Origin of the sequence: Paenibacillus mellifer, assembly GCF_023195895.1 — a bacterium.
GTDB lineage: Bacteria > Bacillota > Bacilli > Paenibacillales > Paenibacillaceae > Fontibacillus > Fontibacillus mellifer.
Genome location: NZ_JALPRK010000001.1, coordinates 284,106 through 299,658, shown reverse-complemented (window position 1 = coordinate 299,658; position 15,553 = coordinate 284,106). Strand labels below are relative to the sequence as shown.

At 54.2% G+C, this 15,553-nt stretch carries 11 protein-coding genes; 3 read left to right on the top strand and 8 right to left on the bottom strand.

Annotated features, from left to right (window positions below; genetic code table 11):
- Positions 1-2 precede the first annotated feature (2 nt).
- Positions 3-1,499, bottom strand: coding sequence for an alpha-N-arabinofuranosidase (locus M0651_RS01250; protein ID WP_248550038.1), 1,497 nt, complete (start codon positions 1,497-1,499; stop codon positions 3-5).
- 185 nt (positions 1,500-1,684) lie between these two features.
- Between M0651_RS01250 and M0651_RS01245 the strand changes: the two genes are divergently transcribed.
- The gene (locus M0651_RS01245) at positions 1,685-2,602 is read left to right on the top strand and encodes an ArsR/SmtB family transcription factor (RefSeq protein WP_248550037.1); all 918 of its coding nucleotides are present in this window, start codon (positions 1,685-1,687) and stop codon (positions 2,600-2,602) included.
- Positions 2,603-2,699: 97 nt separating this feature from the next.
- Here the strand turns inward: M0651_RS01245 and M0651_RS01240 are convergent, their stop codons facing one another.
- The 6 genes from M0651_RS01240 to M0651_RS01215 form a co-directional block, all read right to left on the bottom strand.
- Complete coding sequence (locus M0651_RS01240; protein ID WP_248550036.1) at positions 2,700-3,839, bottom strand: glycoside hydrolase family 88 protein; 1,140 nt, start codon at positions 3,837-3,839, stop codon at positions 2,700-2,702.
- A 33-nt stretch (positions 3,840-3,872) separates the two neighbouring features.
- Entirely contained in the window at positions 3,873-5,699 is a 1,827-nt protein-coding gene (locus M0651_RS01235) for a heparinase II/III family protein (protein ID WP_248550035.1), read from the bottom strand.
- Positions 5,700-5,738: 39 nt separating this feature from the next.
- Positions 5,739-7,577 (bottom strand): DUF2264 domain-containing protein, encoded by a 1,839-nt coding sequence (locus tag M0651_RS01230; RefSeq protein WP_248550034.1) that lies wholly within the window; start codon positions 7,575-7,577, stop codon positions 5,739-5,741.
- 27 nt (positions 7,578-7,604) lie between these two features.
- Positions 7,605-8,444, bottom strand: a complete 840-nt coding sequence (locus tag M0651_RS01225; RefSeq protein ID WP_248550033.1) for a carbohydrate ABC transporter permease — start codon at positions 8,442-8,444, stop codon at positions 7,605-7,607.
- Between the two features lie 12 nt (positions 8,445-8,456).
- Positions 8,457-9,395 (bottom strand): carbohydrate ABC transporter permease, encoded by a 939-nt coding sequence (locus M0651_RS01220; protein WP_248550032.1) that lies wholly within the window; start codon positions 9,393-9,395, stop codon positions 8,457-8,459.
- A gap of 107 nt (positions 9,396-9,502) precedes the next feature.
- Positions 9,503-10,846: an ABC transporter substrate-binding protein gene (locus M0651_RS01215; RefSeq protein ID WP_248550297.1), complete on the bottom strand. Its 1,344-nt coding sequence runs from the start codon at positions 10,844-10,846 to the stop codon at positions 9,503-9,505.
- A gap of 277 nt (positions 10,847-11,123) precedes the next feature.
- On the opposite strand from M0651_RS01215, the gene M0651_RS01210 reads away from it, so the two are divergent.
- Positions 11,124-12,902, top strand: coding sequence for a sensor histidine kinase (locus M0651_RS01210; RefSeq protein ID WP_248550031.1), 1,779 nt, complete (start codon positions 11,124-11,126; stop codon positions 12,900-12,902).
- 51 nt (positions 12,903-12,953) lie between these two features.
- The gene (locus M0651_RS01205) at positions 12,954-14,576 is read left to right on the top strand and encodes a response regulator transcription factor (protein WP_248550030.1); all 1,623 of its coding nucleotides are present in this window, start codon (positions 12,954-12,956) and stop codon (positions 14,574-14,576) included.
- Here M0651_RS01205 and M0651_RS01200 read toward each other — a convergent pair whose 3' ends face one another.
- Positions 14,577-15,548 (bottom strand): ABC transporter permease, encoded by a 972-nt coding sequence (locus M0651_RS01200; RefSeq protein ID WP_248550029.1) that lies wholly within the window; start codon positions 15,546-15,548, stop codon positions 14,577-14,579.
- Positions 15,549-15,553 lie beyond the last annotated feature (5 nt).

The window sequence follows — 15,553 nt, the reverse complement described above, 5'->3', positions numbered from 1 at the left end:
CGTTAAGCCTTCTCCACCAGTTCAAGGGTCGTCACCGACATCGCCGGCAGGTTAACGGTCAACTTGCCGCCGTCCAGTTGAAACGACTCGAATGGCTGCGGCTTCACTGCATCCGGTTGGGCAAATGTATTATGGGCGTCGATGCGATCTCCCGTCAAAGTCGAGCCCGTCATCGTCAGGTCGTTCCCATTCAGGCCCCGAACATCGATCGTTACCTGCGCTTCCGCATTGTGCTGCAGGTTACAGAAGCTAAGATGAATCTTCCCTTGCGTATCGCGCGACGCCGTGGCAGTCACTGCCGGAATGTCGCTGCCGTCCAGCTTGTAGCTGCCCGTATCCAGCGACAGATCCAGCATCTCGGCATCCTGGTGAACCTTGTACATATCAAAAACATGATAGGTTGGCGTCAGAACCATTTTCTCGCCTTCGGTCAAGATAACGGCTTGGAGCACATTGACGGTCTGGGCGATATTCGCCATCCGTACGCGTTGGTTATGTTTATGGAAAATGTTCAGCGTCAGACCGGCGACAAGCGCGTCGCGCATCGTATTTTGCTGATACAGGAATCCTGGGTTCGTCCCCGGCTCCACGTTGTACCAAGTACCCCATTCATCTACGATCAGCCCTACGCGGCCTTCAGGATCATATTTATCCATAATCGTTCGGTGGCGGGTAATCAGATCGTCCATGCGAAGCGCTTTTTGCAGCGTGGTAAACCAGGCTTGCTCGTCGAACCCGGTTGCCGGCCCTTTATCCTGCCAGTTATCGGTTGGCAGCGTATAGTAATGCAATGTGATAGAATCCATGAACCGTCCGGCTTCCCGCATCAAGACGTCCATCCAGTTGTAGTCGTCGGAGTTCGGACCGCAGGCGATCCGGTGAATCCGGTTGTCGTCATAGTTGCGGACGTACGTCTGGTACCGGCGATACTCATCCGCATAATACTCCGGACGCATGTTCCCGCCGCAGCCCCAGTTCTCGTTTCCAACGCCAAAGTAAGTAACTTTCCACGGCTCCTTGCGGCCGTTATGCGTCCGAAGCTCAGCCATCGGCGACACGCCGCCAAACGTCAGATATTCAACCCACTCGGACATCTCCTGGACCGTCCCGCTCCCGAGATTGCCGTTAATATAAGGCTCGCAATCCAGCTGCCGGCACAACTCCATGAACTCATGCGTCCCGAAGTGGTTGTTCTCCACCACACCGCCCCAATGGGTATTAACCATCCGCTTACGCGTTTCCTTCGGTCCGATGCCATCTTTCCAGTGATATTCGTCAGCAAAACATCCGCCCGGCCAGCGCAGCACCGGAATTCGAATTTGCTTAAGCGCTTCCACAACATCGTTGCGAATCCCGTTGGTATTCGGAATAGGGGAATCCTCACCCACCCAAATGCCTTCATAAATACAACGACCCAAATGCTCGGAGAAATGTCCATAAATATTGCGGTTAATCGTTCCTTTGCCGGAATCGGCGTTCAGCACACCTCGTAGTGACATTCGTTGCTTCACTCCTTAGTTAATATATTTATTAATTAAATAACTATATCACTAATATTATAGGCAACCCCCCGCCGATTCGTCAAACGATTTCTAGCTAAGCTGTAAGTATGGCTGTTCTTGTCAAAACCACGTCTTTTCGTTAATATAATGATTAATTAAACTTCGGGTAAGGTGGGAAGACTGTGAAACTCGATTTAACTGAAAAATCACTGCCGGTGTATGAGGCGCTTGCGAGCCCAGTTCGTCTGCGCATTCTGCAGCTGTTGGCCAACCGCCCGATGAACATTAAGGAATTGGCCGCAGCGGTAGGGTTATCCAGCGCAATCATGACCATGCATGTGCGCAAGCTGTCCGAATGCGGCCTGGTCGATACCCAAATGGCCCCCGGCAAAAGCGGCTTGCAGAAGATTTGCTCGCTAGCTGTCTTCGGAGCGGAGATACTATTTCCGGCGCAAGCAACCGCCGAGCGCAAGAGCTACCGGGTCGAAATTCCGGTGGGGCATTACTCCGACTTTCACATCGAGCCAACCTGTGGCATCGCGACGACTGGCAAGATCATCGGCAGCTTTGATGATCCCCGCTATTTCTGGGATCCCGAACGAATTCATGCGGCCATCCTTTGGTTCGGCACGGGGTTTATTGAATACAAGACGCCGAATTATCTGCTGTCCAGTCAAGAACCCGAGGAGTTAGTCTTCACGATGGAAATCGCGTCCGAAGCCCCGGGCACAAGGGACGATTACCCTTCCGACATCACCATCACCTTGAACGGGAAGCAACTGGGCACGTGGACAAGTCCCGGCGATTACGGAGATCAGCTGGGCAAGTATACCCCCGACTGGTGGCCAAGGCAGGCGAATCAATATGGACTGTTGAAACGGCTGCGGATTACAGAAGACGGGACGTATATGGACGGCTTGAAAATGTCAGACATCACCCTTCGCGATATCGACATTCGGCAGAAGCAATGGACGTTTCGATTGTCCGTCGAACCGGACGCCCGTTACCCTGGCGGCTTGACCCTGTTCGGAAAAGGGTTTGGCAATTACGGCGAGCACCCGAGCGCGGAAGTGTTTTATGTGGAGAAGCAGGATAAGTGAAGCAAGCGCATTAAAACAATAATAAGGGACTGCCCCATTAGCCATCATGTATGGCTAATGGAACTGCCCCTTTTTCATTGATGATCTTGCTCCCCGTCTATTCCCAATACGACGCCCCGCCGCCCTTCAGCCGGGCGAGGCCTTCTACGAAGAAGTAATCGCCGTAAATGAGCGGCACATCGATGTTCGTCCCCTGCGGGTAGTTGCTCGTTCCGTGCAGGATTAGCCCCTCCTCCGCTGGATCGTCCCAAGCGCCGTAGTTCTCGTACAGCGACTTCAGGATGCGTTCGCCCCCCTCGCGGTACTTCGCCGCGGCCGCTGCGCTTGCGTCGCCGAGCTTCTCCGCCAGCAGCAGCAGCCCGCTGGCCGCGCAGGAACCAGCGGACGAGTCTCGCAGCTCGCGCAACGCTTCCGGCGCGCGGAAATCCCAGGCCGGCACCTGATCGTCCGGCAGCTGGCTCAAGAAGAAATCCGCCGCCCGCTGCGCGGCGGACAGGTATTCCGGCTTCCCCGTATGGTGGAAGCCCAGCGTCAAGCCGTAAATCGCCCAGGCTGCGCCGCGCGACCACGCCGATTCCGGCGCGTATCCTTGACCGCCTTGCGGCCCTACCACCTCACCCGTGGCCGGATCAAAGACCACGATGTGATAAACCGATCCGTCTTCACGGATAAACTGATCAAGCACGGTATCCAAATGCGCCTCGGCCACATGTGCGAATCTGGGGTCACCGCTTTTGCGGGACGCCCAGAATAACAGCGGCATGTTCATGCAGCAGTCGATGATCGCCCACCCTTCGTTCCGCTCCCCTTCTTTCCAAGGGTTCCAGGCCCGAATATAACGCCCCTTGAGATTAAAGCGCGCCGCCAAATAGTTTGCGGCCTTCAGTGCCCGAATTCGCGAGGTTTCGCTCCCCGTCAGCTTAAAAGAAGCGATGCTAGTCAATGTCCACATAAAGCCGAGGTCGTGGTCCAGCCGCACATAGCCATCCAACACCCCGTCCAGCTTAGCCTCGCATTCTTGCGCTAACGCCTTCAATTCCTCCTTACCGCTTTCCTCATACAGCAGCCACAGCAGTCCCGGCCAGAATCCCGCCGTCCACCAAGCCGGCTCGGCCAAATCATAAACCCCACCCTGACTTGCATGTGGGAACCCAGAACCGATTCTTGCCGTGTTCCGCAGTGTTTTGTCCAACGTCCTCGACCAAGCTTCTTCTACCCATGCTTTTCCGATCCCCATATGACTTTAGCTCCTCCTCCATTCCCTCTTTCCCTACTGCGTGACGAATTTGAATAGAAAATCGACCCCGAGATCTGTTTCCGGCTGCCGCACCCGAAAATCCAGCGCGTACCAAACCGTATCCTTCCCGTAATGATCTCGGTACGTCCGTTCCCTGACATCGGCCTCCAGCCGCTTCGGATCATAATGCAGCTCCAGCATCAGCATATCGCCGCCAGCTAATCGAAGCAGCCCCGAGCCGGCAACCTCCGGCCGGATCAGAGTCACAAACCGTTCCGTCAGACGCTCCGGCGCTTCCGTGAACCGGAATTCATCCCGAAGCGACAGGCTGGGCAGGTCCGTTTTATTCCAAACCCACCTTCTCTCGAACGACCGCAGATTTCCGTCTTCGTAAGCCCCGGACAATTCCAAATCCAAACGGCATACTTCCTCTGAAGTCTCGCATCGAACCACTGTAGCGGATCTCTCCGTTCCCTCTTGCTGATAACACCCGTCGATGATCGGGACGGAATGGCCCTGCGACCCGTTACAATCATACCTATATCGGGCCTCGCCAAAATAATCCCGCGTATATTCCCCGCACCCGAGATCGGACAAGAAAAACTTGCCCCCGCCCGCCAGCATGAAATGGCCCAGGTCGTTGTGGTTATGCGATTCGCCGTTATGCCCGCCTTTCGCGGCAAAACCAAACGCCTCTCCCGCGGCGGTAAACCGCGAGATTAGCCAGCCGGCGTCCTCGAACACAAAGTCGCCGTCCTGCCATTCTTCCGCCCCCGCCGCCGCGCGATCCCGCCAGATCAGGTTGCGCAGCGCCGGTGCCCACCGGCTGCAGTGATCTTCGCGATAGTCCGCATGGAGCGAGGCGGGCGGAGTTTCCACCCCCGCATACCGCGCCGCGAGGTAATGCGACAGCCCCCGGTGGACGCTGCCATAGGGTAACGTGTCGGAGAAATTGGCGACCAGCCGGCCGCCCATAAAGCTTTTTTGCTGGAAACCGGCAATTCGCCGAACCTTGTCCTCGCGGAACCAATCCCGCTGGCCACGGGTTCGCTTCAGCAGCAAATCCGCGTAATAAACAAAATAGCCAAACCCGTAATTCCAGTATCCCAGCCCCTCTGGACAAGCCCCGTCCTCGCCGAAGCCCTGCAAGTAGAAGGACATGCTGCGTTCAGTTTTCTCCAGAATCCGCGCCAGACGGGCGTGATCCTGCATCTCTTCCATCAACAGCAGCGCAGCCGAACCCATCGAGCCGGCGCAAACGGCCGACCAGTTGTTCGTCAGCTCCTCCCAGTGGAAAGGCCCCTTCTCGAGAAAGGGGCGGAACAACCGCTCATCAACCAGTTCGGCAATCCGCACGCGCAGCGGCTCCGGCAACCTGCCGCCCAGCAGCAGAGACAACTCAGCCAGCGCAAACCCCGTCTCCGCCGAGAACAGGTCAATCGTCTCCGAGACCGGGCGGTTTGCATCCACATGCGCGGGAAGGCACCAGGTGAACTCACTGCAGATCGCCCAGATCGCATCCCACAGCGCGGCCTCGTACGTCTCCGAATCCGGTTCGAGCAGTGACAGAAAGGCAAAGGTGTTCAGACGCCGCCTCTTCTCAAAATAAACCCGCTCATACTCCAGCCGTGACCCCTGCACGGCAAACAAGGAAAACAGCGAATAAGTCAGCTCTTCCGCCGGGGAGCTGAGAAGCCGCTCCCCCTCATCCCGGATCGCCTCCAGCTCGGCCCGGGCGTCCGGAGCCTCGCGCAGCGACTTCCAGAATGCCGTCCCGCCGCCGTTCTCCGGATAATAATCGTCCGCCCTCAAGGGAGACAGGCTTTCGGTCAGCTTCTCCCATTCCTCATGTTCTGTCATTGACTCTCCTCCTTCCGCCGCAGCCTGAAGCGGTACAAACTACTCCAACTCGATTCGGATCTCGTTCCCTTCGCAAGTCGTCAAGACGATGGCACGCTCCCTGATCACGAGGTTCAACGCTTCAGTCGTCACCGGCTGCCAGGAGACACCCGGTGACGGATCACCGAAAACAGCCGACGCAAGCACGTGAACTCCCGGCTTCAAGGAAGTGTGGAGCGTCGGAAGAACAGTGCGTGGTTGCAGGATATTCGTGTTGGCGTTCGGGCGGATGAGTTCAGCTGTCTCGTAGCCAAGCAGGTTCTGCACGCCGCTGGCTCCACAGGGACTTGCCGCCCCCGCCGCCGTTCGCTCGGCATTCATCCACTCCGTCAGCTCCGTTTCCATCCCCAGTGCGAATCCGCCTTCCGCCGCGTCGAGCGAACGTCCCGTATCAATGCGATGAATTCGGAGATGCCAAGGGAGCCCGGCCACGACCCAAGTACGAACTTCGACGTCGGACCAAGGTTTCCATAACGCATACAGCACGTTATCCTGAATCGACGTAGCCAGGTTACGGCGTCTAACCCGATACAGATTCTCCCCGCGTTCGCTGAGCGCGAGCATGGAATCGTACGCGCCTTGGGCCAAACCCCATTCCGCGCGCGGAACGCTAAACCCGAACCCGGTCGAATACGCGAACTTCTCGTATTTGGCCGAAGTATGGGTATGCTCGTTCGTACCGCGATGACCGGTGTTGAAGGCCGCCACATGACCGGAAGCGGAGTCGCGGGCGAGCACGAGATGAGCCGGGCGCTGGATCGAGAACGCCGGAAGCTCCGGCAGCGGCAGCTCCTCCGCCGTCCAGAACGGGTGATCCTCCGGCAAGGCCAGCGGCAGGAACGCCTTAAGCGCCCAATACGGTGAGCCGGGCGAGTTGTAATTCTCCGCCATCACCAGATTCGAATAGGCGTAACCCACCGTAAGAAGCCCGTCGGAGCTCCGAATCGGCTGGTTTAACCACCAGCGCAAGTTACGCAGCACCAGCCCCTTCAGTACGCCGGCCGGGAACCCCTCCACACCGGCGTAGGCCAGCGCGCTCCAGAATGCGGATTGAGCGAAACGATACGCCAGACTGCGCCCGTACGGCAGCGCTGCGCCATCCGGCGCAAACCAGGCCAGGAAATCGCCGGCGAACGCTGCAGCGCGTTCCTTGAACACGCGCGAACGCCGGGGATCCTCCTCTTCCATTAAACGGGCATATAGCAGCCCATAATAGTGAAACGCAAAGGGAACGTAATAGTCACTGTGTCCCCCGATCCCGTCGCTATACCAGCCATCCTCCAGATAAAATGCGTCCAACCGGTCTAAATTGCGCTCCAGCTGCACCGCATCGTAGGGCAAGCCCACTTTACGGAAACCCACGTTCACCAGGACGTTAAAGAATAGCCAATTGCAGTCGTAACAAGGATGCTGGTTCATTTGATTTAACCAACGGTGTAACCGATCCCGCTCTACCGGGCGGAGCGGTTCCCAAATCTGCTCAGGGATCAGTGCCAGCGCGTACCCAAAGGCCGCCATCTCCACCAGCCGCTGATCATAATCGGCGACCTCGCCCCAATATTCTTCATGCTCGGGATTCGTGCCGGAGCGAATGCCGTCCAGAACGATCTCCCATAACTCACTGGAACCTCCGCCTGCCAGCAGGGGAACCAGGCCCCACAATACCCGGGAGAACCCTTCCATCTCTGCCACCGTCGCCGGGTAGGACACGCCGGTTCGGCCAAGCGCTAACCGAGCGCCGCCTTGGCTGTAGAACGGCCGGAGGGGACTCACCAGCTGCTCCAAAGCTTTTACCATATCGCTTCGCGTTTGAAGCGGATTGTCGAAAGTCACGTTCATGTCGCCAACTCCTTCTACCCGAGATGATTACCCCTTGATGCCGGACGAAGCTACGCCCTGTACGAAATACTTCTGCAGCGCCAGGAACACAATCAACACCGGGATGATCGATACGACGCTGGCCGCCATGATCAATCCGTATTCGGCGGAATATTGCGTGATGAACATCCGCAGGCCGATCTGGATTGTTTTCAAGTCCGTTCTCGTCAAGTAAATCATCGGTCCGAGAAAGTCATTCCAGGTATTCACGAATGTGAAAATCGTGAGCGTGGACAACGCCGGTTTGGAGAGCGGTAGCATGATTTTTCCCCAGATTCCATATTCGCTGAGTCCATCAATCCGTGCCGCTTCGCACAGCTCATCGGGAATACTCTGATAGAACTGACGCATCAAGAAGACGCCAAACGCCGAGAAGGCCTGCAGAAAAATGATCGCGAGATGGGTGTTGTTCAGCCCCATGGAACGCATCATGATAAACTGCGGAACCATGTAAGCCTGCCACGGAATGGCGATCGTTGCGATATAGCCTAGAAACAGCAGGTTTCTCCCTTTGAACCGCAGCTTAGAGAAAGCATATGCGGCAAAGCTGGATGTCAGCAGCTGCAGCACCGTGACAATAACGGACAACTTCGCCGTGTTGTATATAAATCGACCGAGCGGAATCCGCGTCCAAATCTCCGCATAATTGAGCCAGCGGGGAGCGTCCGGGATCCAATGCATCGGAAACGAAAAGACGTCCTTGTTCAGTTTAAGCGAGGACGACAGCATCCACGCGTAAGGAACGAGCATACACAGAATGACCACCGCGAGGACCAGGTACGCAAAAATTTTAGCGACGGTTTTGGCTTGTTTGTTGGCTCTTGTCATTTTTGCATCCTCCTATTGTCCGTACTTCTTCTCGCCCTGGAACTGGATCAAGGTAATGCCCAGAACGAGCAGGAACAGCACAATCGCCATGGCGCTGGCGTACCCGTAATCCAGAGAGCGGAACGCGGTGTTGTAAATTTGATAAACAAGTACCCGGGTCGAGTTGTTCAACTGATTGTCGGCACCGGCAAACAGGTTGATAAAGATGTCGTATACCTTAAACGAGTTGATGACCAGAATCATCAGTACGAAGAACGTTGTAGGTGCCAGCTGCGGGATCGTCACGTTACGGAATCTCTTCCATGGCCCGGCCCCATCCAGCTCGGCGGCTTCGTACAGCTCGGGATTCACACCCTGCAGCCCCGCCAAATAAATCACCATGTAATACCCCATATTTTTCCACACTGTAAAAAGAACTACCGTAAACATAGCCCAGTCTTTATCCGCCGCCCAGCGGGGTAAATCCTCGATCGGAACCCCGGTGATCGCGTGCAGGATATTGTTGACCGGCCCCATCGTCGGGCTGAACACGAAATTCCATACGGCCGCTACAGCCACCAGCGAGGCGACATAGGGGAAGAAGAACACGGTCCGCATAAAGTTGCGCCCGAGCAGCTTCTGATTCAGCAGGATCGCCAGTCCAAGCGCGCATACCATCGTGATCGGCACGACGCCTACGGTATAAAGAATTGTATTCCAAAACGCTTTATGGAAGGTGCTGTCCTGAAGAAGCCGGGCGAAGTTGCGCAGCCCCACGTACTCCATCGGATTAGCCCCGTCCCATTTCACGAATGCGAGAACAAAAGCATAAATCATCGGTACCAGTGTAAATATGGCAAAACCGATAAAGTTGGGAGCAATGAAGCTGTACGCCACCAAATGATCCTTCAGGGTTTTGGACATCGCGTTTCTTTTTACCATTTCGTTACCTAACACGGGTTCATTCTGCATGAATTTCTCCTCCAAACCTGCTTGCTTGTGCTAGTGAATTCGGAAAAAAGAGGCGGGCTCTCAAGCCCGCCCCCGGCAGCACTGATACTGAATACGAGTTGATCGAATTAGTTGCCCAGCGCCTCTTGTACCCGTTTCTCCATATCCGCTATACCTTCGTCAATGGTTGCATTCTTCGTCATAATGTTGTCATGCGCTTCGTTCAGGATGACTTCGATATCTGCGCTCTTCTCATGTAATGGCATTTCCAGGTAAGTTCTATCTGTCGTCAGAGCCGCTTTACTGTTCTCGTCCGATGGGAAGCCATCAATGGAAGCAATGGAGTTAACAACCTCATCGTTTTTGATTGCTGGAATCGTCCCCGTGGATGCGATCACGGATGCGCCTTCTTCTCCGGTGACAAATTTCAGGAAGTCCAGAGCGGCTTCTTTGTTCGCGGACTTTTGATTCACCGCCAGCGAAGTGATCGTTCCCAGCGTCGTACCGGCTTTCACGCCGTCCGGATGCGGATACTTCACGATCCCCCAATTCGTAGCCTGGGATTCGCCGCTTTTCACTTTGTCGATTTGCGTGGCGATAAACCAACTGCCCATGTTCATCATGGCGACGGAGTTATTGTAGAACACGCCGGAATAGTGGGTGCTGGAGGTCTTCAGCGTCGCGTAATCCATCACGATTCCATCGTCTTGCTCTTTCAGGATCCGTTCGTAAACCGGTATCAAGAACGCGTATTTCCCGTCGACGATGGTGCTCTTCCCGTCCAGGATACCAAACAGTTGTACCGCGCTGCGCCAGGTGTGGTAGTGGGCGCCGTATACCTTCTCCGAGCCGCTGCCGGACGTCATTTTTCTAGCCAATTCATCATATTGGTCCAGCGTCATATCGTTTGTAGGATAAGGAACGCCGGCTTTATCAAACAAGTCCTTGTTATAGTAGACAATCCAGAAATCACTGCGGAAAGGCAGTGCGTACACGTCACCGTTCACTTGAATTTGCTCCACGGTTCCGCCATATACGGAAGTATCGATGCTATTGGAGTCCATGAAACCCTTCAACGGCTCCAGATGGTTCTGCTTCACCAAGTTGGCATAACCCGGAATATCCTTAATGGTCAAAATATCCAGGTCCGCGCCGCCGGAGAGCTGTGTGCTGAGCATCGTCATGTAGTCGGTGGAGCCCAGGTCGACATATTCAATCGTTACGTTCGGATGATCTTTCTTATAAGCGTCGATTAATGGCTGATAATAAGCCGTTGCTTCCCAGTCCCATAACGCCCATTTCAGCGTGACAGGTTCGTCGCTTTTCTCATTGGAAACGTTTGCAGAATTGTTCGTTTGAGGCTCAGCTGCAGGTGTTTTGCCCGAGTTTCCGTTATTTCCGGAACATCCTGCGAGCAGACCTACGAGGAGAACTGCTGCCAAGGTAAAGCCGAATACTTTCTTTCGTCTCATGTTCAAACCCCTTTTCCTCCTGTATTGAACTCCCGGATCGGCATCGCCAAATCCTTAGGTTCATGGTAACGAAACCACAAATGAAAGGGCATACATTTTTACGTTCTTTTCCTACACTTTTCTATTCGCTTCTTCAATAAACGGGCGGAAAGCTGTAAAATCATACTCAAAAGATGTAAAAATGGTTGTTTATGATCCATGCCGCTGTCTGTGCAGCCAAGTCATGTTATTGTAATTTATATCGGTTTATCCCGGCAGGAACCTTACTTCGGACGAGGTGATCGACACGAGCGCAAGAAAAGCCACCATCAAAAGCCGCATCATCTTGATCATGACCTTGTTTGCCTTGCTGATCGCGGGAATGCTCTCCTTTTTTAGCTATGAGCTGATCTCATATTTTCAGCGCAAAACGACGATCCAAGCAACGGAATTTAATCTGCAGCTCGTCTCCCACATCATTGACCAGGATCTCAACAATTTAACTGCCTTGGCTTTGGCCAGCAGTACGAACTCCCCTACCAATAACCTGATCCAGGATTACTTTGTCTCGCCGAACGCCAGCCCCAAGGATGGGCTGAACGTCTTCTCCTCCATGCAGGAGGACTTTCGGGTCAACCGGTCCAACAGTTATGTGCGTCGCCTGATCATCACCGACAGCCAAGCGAAATTTATTCAAGTCGACAATTCTGGAAGCGCTTCAGTTCCGCTGAGTATCCATAATATCAACCAACTTCCCGGGCTTTCCGCCAATGCGAAGGAAGCGTGGGAAAGAGTGATTCAGGATCCGTTCTCTCGTTCAAGCGGCATTCCGATCGTCTTACCGATTTACGGAGATCGAGCCGCCCGAATCGGAACCGTATACCTTCTGGCCAACACCTCAGTCATTACCGATAAGCTAAAGGGGTATGGCCTTCCGGAGGGCTCGGAACTGCTGGTCACACTGGGCAGCCAGAAATATCGGATCGAAGGGGACAAAGTGCAGCCCCTCTCTAGTCCTTACACCCTGTTTCCTTATGAGAAAAATGAAGCCACCGGGGCTCTCACCCAGCTGGCATGGATGGAGCAGGATGGGAAACGCCGTATCTCCGTGTCTTATCCGGTGAAGGAAGGCGTCCTCCTGTCACAGACGCTGGACGAGAAGCAATTCGCTCCGCAGCTGAACGCCTGGCTGCTCTTGATGATCGGCGTATCTTTGCTGGTGATTGCGTTAAGCGGCTTTATTACACTCTACCTTACCCGGACGATCAGCTTGCCGGTGGAGAAATTACGAAAGCGGATCGACAAGATCGCTCAAGGCAACTTCCTCATCGATCGGAATATCGAATGGAACAGCGAGCTGGGCGATGTGGGACGAGGCATCAACCGATTGTCCCATGATATCCTGACTCTGATGGATTCCCGCGTGGCGGATGAGAAGCAGAAGCAGGAGCTGGAGTACCGGATGCTGCAAAGCCAGATCAGTCCTCATTTCCTTTATAACACGCTGAACTCGATTAAATGGATGGCCACGCTCCAGAATGCTACGGGGATCGCGGAAATGACCACCTCCTTGTCCAGGCTACTTCGCAGCATCGCCAAGGATCATCGCAAGCTGGTTCCCCTGCGGGAAGAGCTCAGCTTAATGGACGATTATTTCCTCATCCAGAAATATCGCTACGGCAACACGATTACGATGGAACAGAAGCTGGAGGACGAGGAGTTATTGTCCGGCCTGATCCCCCGCTTTACCTTGCAGCCGCTGGTGGAAAACGCGATTTTCCACGGGATTGAGCCGAAGGGGCGGGGAGAAATTACCGTTACCGTAGCCAAAAGTGGTGTAAACGACATTCGGATCACAATTGAGGATAACGGGGTCGGGATGAATGAGGCGCAGATCGCCTCCATCTTGTCCCAGCAGGAACCCGGATCGAAAGGCTTGTTTGAAAATGTCGGACTGCGCAGCGTACATGATCGTCTGCGTTTGACCTTTGGGGAGCGTTACGGCCTATCCATTGAAAGCGAGCTAGGCCAATATACAAGCATGAATCTGTTATTGCCTTACCGAAAAATGGGATGATCCTTGGTTCAGTCTGCTTCGCGAACGTAAACCACACAAGGAAGTGATGGGATGATTAAATTACTGATCGCTGATGATGAGGCTCTGGTCTGCATCGGCCTGCAGTCCATGCTGAAATGGGAGGAGTATCAGATTGAGGTCGTCGGCATCGCCCATAACGGGGCTCAAGCCGAGGAGATGATCGAGTCTTTGCGTCCCGACCTGGTCATCACCGACATTAAAATGCCGGTCAAAACCGGCTTACAGGTCGCCGAATCCGTTCGCCATAAATATGGCCGGATCCCGTTGTTCATCTTTCTAACGAGCTATGAAGAATTCGAATATGCGCGCAGCGCGATTCACCTGCAGGCGGCGGATTACCTGGTCAAGCTGGAGCTGACTCCGCAGACGTTAGCCGAATCCGTACGGAAGGCCGTGACCCTGCTGGAAGATTACAAGACCGTGGAGAGTTACCCCAATATGCTCTATCGCAGCAATTTACATGCGCTTCGCGATAAATTCTTTATTCGGCTGTTTAATCAGCTGTTCGAGAACAAAAATCAGTTCCTCCTGCAACGAGATGATCTCGAGCTAGATTTATCGGCTACCGCTTATCTGGTCTGCACCTGTCGGATTCAGGGCCCGGAAAGTGTCCCTCCGCGCGGGGATAAGCTGGTCGCCTTATGCTCCAGCACGGTGCAGATGGCCAAGGATACCCTCGCCTCGGCGCGGCCTTGCTTCGTCACCAGCCTGGATCTGCGGAACTTCGCGATTGTGCTACCCGTTTCCGATAAAGACCCGCAGCACTGGATGCCGGAGGTCGAAGGACAACTTTACGATATGGCATCGGTGCTCCATGCCTATTTCAACGTGAATATTATCGGAGCCGCCGGTTACGCCGTAGACGACCCTTATCTGCTGCACGAGAGTTATCTGGCCGCCCGCCGGGCGCTGCCGATGGCGCTCGAACAGCAATCCTTCGTCTTCTTTGCCCAGAGCAACGCAGCCGAGCTTGCTCCTCCGGGTGATGACGATGCGGCCTCCCGCTCGGAGATCCGCCGCGCTTTCGAGGAGCTTGATATCGGCGCCTTAAACGCCATGATCACGAATCTCATCGACCGATATGAAGGCAGACCCGAGTTGCTGGTCCCAGCCACCGACGCGGCCTGCAACATATTATATATGGCGACCTCTTTGCTGGCCGATGGTGAGAATGTGGTTGAGCAAATTTTCGAGAACGAACCGGAGGGCTACCGCGCGATTTATAAGAAGCAAACGACCCAAGGCGTGATCGATTGGCTTGTCCAATTTCGGGACGGGTGCTGCGAGATCCTATCCTCGCGCAAACAGAGCTACAAGGAGCAAATCGTCCGAAACGTGCAGGATTACGTGAAACGAAATCTGAGCAGCAAGTTATCCCTTAACCAGGTTGCCGATGTGTTCAACTTTAGTCCCAACTACCTCAGCCATCTGTTCTCCAAGACCGCCAAAATCAATTTCGTGGAATACGTCACAGAGACCAAAATCGCGGCGGCCAAGGAAATGATGGTTCGCGGTGAGGGACGAATCTATGAGATCTCGCAAAAGCTGGGGTATGAAAGTGCCTTTTATTTCAGCAAGGTGTTCAAAAAAGTGGAGGGAATCTCGCCGCGGGAGTTCATGCAGCGTAAAGACAACTCGATTCCTTCCGGCTGATCAACGCCGCAGGATGCCCTTTCGGTGAATTTTCACGCGAGGGTCCACGATGGTGTAGAGCAGATCCGCCAGGAAGTTGGTGACCACCACGAATGCGGAGATAATCAAGATGCTCATGAGCAAAACGGGATAATTCCGGCTTTGCGCAGAGCTCACCGCCAAGCTTCCAAGACCGTTCCAGTTAAATACATTCTCTACCACGGCTGCGCCGGAAATCAGGGAAGGCAAGTCCAACATGATGATCGTGATGATAGGGAGCAAGGCCGCCCTCAACGCATGTCGATAAGTGACTCTTCGTTCCGAAACCCCTTTCGCTCGGGCGACATTGAGGAATTCGGAAGGAAGCACCTCGATCATGCTGGTGCGGACCATTTTCATATAATAAGCAATGAGGCCGATGGTTACGGTGGTTACGGGGAGAACCATGTGGTAAATAAGGTCGCCCATCTCCCCGGTTTTGTTCGGGGTATGCATGCTGCTTGGCGGGAACCAAAATAATTGGAAGGCAAAGATGTTTTGCAGCCAGTGCCCCAGCACAAATACGGGAATGGAGAATCCGATCAGGCTCAGGATGAGACCCAGCTTGTCAGAGAGTCCGTCCTGCCTTTTGCTGTTGTAGATCCCCCATGGGACGGCGATTAGTAGGGCAATGATCAATGACGTGCCTAACAAGGCGAAGCTGTTCCACACATATTTCCAGATGTAGTTATTAATCGGAGTACGGTAATAATCAAGACCAAAGTTCCCATGCAGGAGATCATTGACCCACCGGATATATTGCTGATAAATCGGGCGATCCAGTCCAAACAGATGCTTCTGCTCGTTTGCCCTTTGAATCTGCTCTTCCGTCATCCCTATGCTTAACGACCAGAAGTTCCCCGGCATCAAACGCATGATACAAAAGCACACGCTCATCACGATAAACAATACAATCAACGAATGAATCCCACGGCGGATCAGATAGGTCCACATCTTTG